This window comes from Acidovorax sp. KPB24-03 (genome assembly GCF_057546605.1).
The window spans coordinates 1-4,900 of sequence record NZ_BAAJYR010000261.1; the positions used below are offsets into that span (position 1 = coordinate 1).

General features: G+C 70.2%; 3 protein-coding genes and 1 pseudogene. 1 reads left to right on the forward strand and 3 read right to left on the reverse strand.

The window, feature by feature from the left end:
- Positions 1–184: 184 nt before the first annotated feature.
- From AC27KI_RS18675 to AC27KI_RS18685, 3 genes and pseudogenes are all read right to left on the reverse strand, one after another.
- On the reverse strand, positions 185–1,165 hold the full coding sequence (locus tag AC27KI_RS18675; protein ID WP_487115213.1) for an MlaD family protein: 981 nt from the start codon (positions 1,163–1,165) through the stop codon (positions 185–187).
- Positions 1,165–2,022, reverse strand: a complete 858-nt coding sequence (locus AC27KI_RS18680) for an ABC transporter ATP-binding protein (protein WP_272549709.1) — start codon at positions 2,020–2,022, stop codon at positions 1,165–1,167. Before AC27KI_RS18680 ends, AC27KI_RS18675 begins: the two co-directional genes overlap by 1 nt.
- Positions 2,023–2,026: 4 nt before the next feature.
- A pseudogene (locus AC27KI_RS18685) lies at positions 2,027–3,156 on the reverse strand (MlaE family ABC transporter permease).
- A gap of 257 nt (positions 3,157–3,413) precedes the next feature.
- Between AC27KI_RS18685 and AC27KI_RS18690 the strand changes: the two are divergent.
- A partial coding sequence (locus AC27KI_RS18690; RefSeq protein WP_487115214.1) for a GMC family oxidoreductase occupies positions 3,414–4,900 on the forward strand: 1,487 nt, incomplete at its 3' end.

Consider the following 4,900-nt stretch of genomic DNA (forward strand, 5'->3'; position numbering starts at 1 on the left):
CGGTCCGAGGGCGCGGCCTCCATCAGGCCGGGGCCGAAGTCGTAGACCTCGGCGCGCACGGGCGGTGCGGGCAGCGCCGAGCAACCGGCCAGCAGGGCGGCGAATGCCAGGCCAAAAACGGCTCCAGCACAATGAAAACGCCGGCGTTTAGCTATCATTTTAATAGTATCCATGGCAAGCCCTCTCAAGGTTTGGCGGCAGCAGGCGCCTCGAAGCCGGGCTCGCCCGGCCCGCCGGCGGCGGTGCCCGATCCGTAGATGAGCGACTGCGGGTTGTCGCTGATGGTGCTGGCGGTGCGGCCCAGGCGGCGCACGGCGCGCGAGGTCTCGTCGGCGGCGTGGTTCAGGCGCGGCAGCGTGACGCGGCCGAAGCGGTCGGCGGCGGTGGCCAGCGACTTGGAGCCTTCGGCGATCTGGTCGATGGGGCCACCCTCGGCGCTCAGCTGCTTGACGGCGGCGCCCACTTCGTTGGCCGCGGCGGAGGCGCTGCTGCCGGCCTGGCGCAGCGCCTGCAGCGTCTCGCGCGCATCGCTGGCCACGCCGGGCACGGCGGCCAGCGCGGGGTCGAGCCGCTGCACCACGGTGGTGTCAAGGCGCTTCATCAGCGCGCTGGCGTTGCCGGCGGCCTGGCCCAGGTTGTCGATGGCGGTGGCGATGCGCTTTTGGTTGTCGTCGCTCAGCAGGTCGTTGATGCGGCCCGTGGCCTCTTCCACTTGCGAGAGGATGGCGGGCCCCTGCTCGGCCAGCTGGCCGAACGGCGAGGTCTTGAGGGGCAGGCGCGGCAGGCCGCTCGATCCCTTGGGCAGCGGCGGCTCGGCCTGCTGGCCATCGTCCAGCAGCACGTGGGCCAGGCCCGTCACGCCCTGGTAGCCCAGCACGGCGAAGGTGGCCGGGGTGATGGGCGCCTGGTCGCTCACGGCGATGCGGATCAGCACGTTGCCGGCCACATTGGGATCGAAGCCGATGCGCACCACCTTGCCCACCGCCACGCCCTTGTAGCGCACGGCGGCCTGCGGCTGCAGCCCGCCCACGCTCTGCTTGCTGGACAGCTCGTAGAGCTGGTAGCTGGTGTTGTCGCGGGTGAGCCACAGGCCCAGGCCCGCCAGCAGGGCCGCCACGACTACCACGAAGATGCCCGCAGCGAGGGCGTGGGACTTGTTTTCCATCAGGCGTCCTTGGTCGAGGGCGAAGCCGGTGCGGGCGCCATGGCGCGCCGGCCGCGTTCGCCGAGAAAGAAATGTTGAATGAACGGGTGGTCGAAGTGCACGACCTCCTGCGGGGGGCCGGAGACGATGACCTTCTTTTCGGCCAGCACGGCCACGCGCGTGCTGAGCGCGAACAGCGTGTCCAGGTCGTGCGTGACCATCACCACGGTCAGGCCCAGGGCGGCGCGCAGCTCGCGCAGCAGTTCGCAGAAATCGTCGGAGCTGTTGGGGTCCAGGCCCGCGGTGGGCTCGTCCAGCAGCAGCAGGGGCGGATCCATGATGAGCGCGCGCGCCAGGGCCACGCGCTTGATCATGCCGCCCGACAGGTCGGCCGGCATGCGCGTGGCGTGCTCGGGCTTCAGCCCCACCATCTGCAGCTTGACCATGGCCGCATCGCAGACCAGATCGCCCGGCAGCGTGCCCTGCTCGCGCAGCGCGAAAGCCACGTTGTCGAGCACGTTGAAGGCGGAAAACAGCGCGCCTTGCTGGAACAGCATGCCCACGCGGCTGGCGGCGCCGGCGCGGCCCATCTCGGCGGCGGGGCGGCCCAGCACCGTCACCTCGCCCTTGGCAGGCCGCGTGAGGCCCAGCATCTGGCGCAGCAGCACGGTCTTGCCCGTGCCCGAGCCGCCCACCAGGGCCAGCATTTCGCCGCGGCGCACGGTGAGGTCGAGGTTCTCGTGCACGGCGAAGGCCTCCTTGCCCTTGCCGAACACGGTGGACAGCCCCTTGATCTCGACCACCGGCGGCGCGTCGGCGGGCGGGGCCTGCGGCGCGGTGTGCGCGGCGGGGGCGGGGATGAGCGAGGTGTCGTCCATGGCGTCAGATCCCGAGATTCTTGAACGCGATGGCGAACAGCGCGTCCACGATGATCACCATGTGATGGAGCTCACCACCGAAGCCGTCGTGCCCTCGCCCAGGCTCTGCGTGTTGGGCTTGACGCGCAGGCCCCAGTGGCAGCCGATGAGCGCGATGGACACGCCGAACACCACCGACTTGGCCACCGCCATCACCAGGTTGGGAAAGCTCACCGCGTTGGGCAGCGCCTGCACGAAGTAGGCGGGCGACACGCCCAGCGCGAGGTCGGCCGCGAGCATGCCGCCAGCCAGCGCGCACAGCGTGGTCCACACGGCGATCAGCGGCATGGCCACGGCCAGCGCCACGGCGCGCGGCATGACGAGGCGAAAGCCGTGCGGAATGCCCATGACGCGCATGGCGTCGAGTTCCTCGGTGACGCGCATCACGCCGATCTGCGCCGTGATGGCCGAGCCCGAGCGCCCTGCCACGAGGATGGCCGCGAGCATGGGCCCCAGCTCGCGGATCAATGAAATGCCCAGGATGTTGACGATGAACGACTCGGCGCCGAACTGCCGCAGCTGCAGCGACATCAGGTAGGCCAGCACCACGCCGATGAGAAAGCCCACGATGGCCGTGATGGGCATCGCCGTGGCGCCCATGCGGTACAGGTGGCCCGACATGTCGCGCCAGGGCGCGCGGCGCGGCGAGCGGGCGGCCCGGAAGATGTCGATGAAGAGCTGCCCCACCAGTTCGAGCAGGTGGCGCATGTGGGACAGGGCGTGCAGCACCTGCACGCCGAGCCGGTCCACCTGCTCGGCCAGCCGCCAGGGTGTGTCGGGCGGGCGGGTGGTGCTGAATTCGGCCACGCGCTCGAGCATGTCGCGCTGGCTGTCGTCGAGCGCCAGCCGCTCGGGCCAGTCGCGGCCCCAGTGGTTCCACAGCAGCTGCGCGCCCACGTGGTCCAGCCATTGCAGGCTGCGCAGGTCCCAGCCGATGGCCGGGCCGCCCCGCGTTTCGGACAGCTGGGCCGACAGGGCGCGCCAGTGGCGGCGCGTGCCCAGTTCCGCCGCACCCCAGCGGCCGTGCAACACCGCACAGGGGCCGTCGGGCGTGTCGTCTCGTGTGATGCGGGGCTGGCTGTCGTCTTCGGTCATGGAGGGGGGCGGGAGAATCTGTGCATGGTAGCGGAGCGGATGGGCCCGGGCGCGTCAGCGCAGAACGCGTCCCTGCGCAGGGCACGGGCCGCGTGAATTATGATCAAAATGCCCTCCAGCACAATATCTTCTAGGGCATATAGCTACAAAAATAATAGCAATTGGCTGTTTCCCTATCGACAGCGGCACGGCGCTACGCACAATGGACCGGCACTGCCGCAATGCCCCGGGAACGTGTTCAACGTCCAACAGCCTCCATGAGCGACACCACTTTCGACTACATCATCATCGGCGGCGGCACGGCCGGCGCCCTGCTGTGCAACCGCCTGAGCGCCGGCGGCCGCCACCGCGTGCTCCTCATCGAGGCCGGCCGCAAGGACGACTACCACTGGATCCACATCCCGGTCGGCTACCTGTACTGCATCGGCAACCCGCGCACCGACTGGCTGTACCACACCGAGCCCGACGCGGGCCTGAACGGCCGCAGCCTGCGCTACCCGCGCGGCAAGACGCTGGGCGGCTGCAGCAGCATCAACGGCATGATCTACATGCGCGGCCAGGCGCGCGACTACGACCAGTGGGCCGAGATCACGGGCGACGACGCCTGGCGCTGGGAACACGCCCTGCCCTATTTCCGCCGCCACGAGGACCACTGGCGCCTGGACCAGCCCGCGTCCGCGACCGAGGCCTTCAAGCGCCTGCACGGCAGCAAGACCACGGGCAGCACCGGCGAGTGGCGCGTGGAAAAGCAGCGCCTGCGCTGGGACGTGCTGGACGCCTTTGCCCAGGCGGCGCAGCAGGCCGGCATTCCGGCCACCGACGATTTCAACGGCGGCGACAACGAAGGCGTGGGCTACTTCGAGGTCAACCAGAAGGCCGGATGGCGCTGGAACACCGCCAAGGCCTTCCTGCGCCCCACCTGCTACGGGCGGCCCAACTTCGAGATGTGGACCGCCGCGCAGGCCACCCGGCTGCTGATCGACACGCAGCCCGACGGCTCGCGCCGCTGCACCGGCGTGCAGGTGTGGACCGGCGAGGAAATGGTCACCGCCCACGCCACGCGCGAGGTGGTGCTGAGCGCGGGCGCGGTCAACTCGCCGCAGCTGCTGCAGCTGTCGGGCATCGGCCCGGCGGCGCTGCTGCGCCAGCACGGCATCGACGTGGTGCACGACCTGCCCGGCGTGGGCGCCAACCTGCAGGACCACCTGCAGATCCGCGCGGTGTTCAAGGTGAACGGCGTGCCCACGCTCAACATGCTGGCCGGCAGTTGGCTGGGCAAGGCAAAGATCGGGCTCGAATACGCCTTCAAGCGCAGCGGGCCCATGAGCATGGCGCCGTCGCAGCTGGGCGCCTTCACGCGCAGCTCGCCCGACCAGGCCCACCCCAACCTCGAATACCACGTGCAGCCGCTGTCGCTGGAGGCCTTCGGCGAGCCGCTGCACGCCTTTCCCGCCTTCACCGCCAGCGTGTGCAACCTGAACCCCACCAGCCGGGGCACCGTGCACATCAAGGGCCCCGACTTCCGCACCGCGCCGGCCATCGCGCCCAACTACCTGAGCACGCCCGAGGACCGCCAGGTCGCCGCCGACAGCCTGCGCGTGACGCGCCGCATCGTCGCCCAGCCGGCGCTGGCGCCCTACCGGCCCGAGGAATGGAAGCCCGGCGTGCAATTCGAGACCGACGAGGACCTGGCGCGGCTGGCCGGCGACATCGCCACCACCATCTTCCACCCCGTGGGCACGAC

Excerpts from the sequence above, each read along its gene's own strand:
- AC27KI_RS18675 (WP_487115213.1), bottom strand. The coding sequence starts at position 1,165 with ATGGAAAACAAGTCCCACGCCCTCGCTGCGGGCATCTTCGTGGTAGTC.
- AC27KI_RS18680 (WP_272549709.1), bottom strand. The coding sequence starts at position 2,022 with ATGGACGACACCTCGCTCATCCCCGCCCCCGCCGCGCACACCGCGCCG.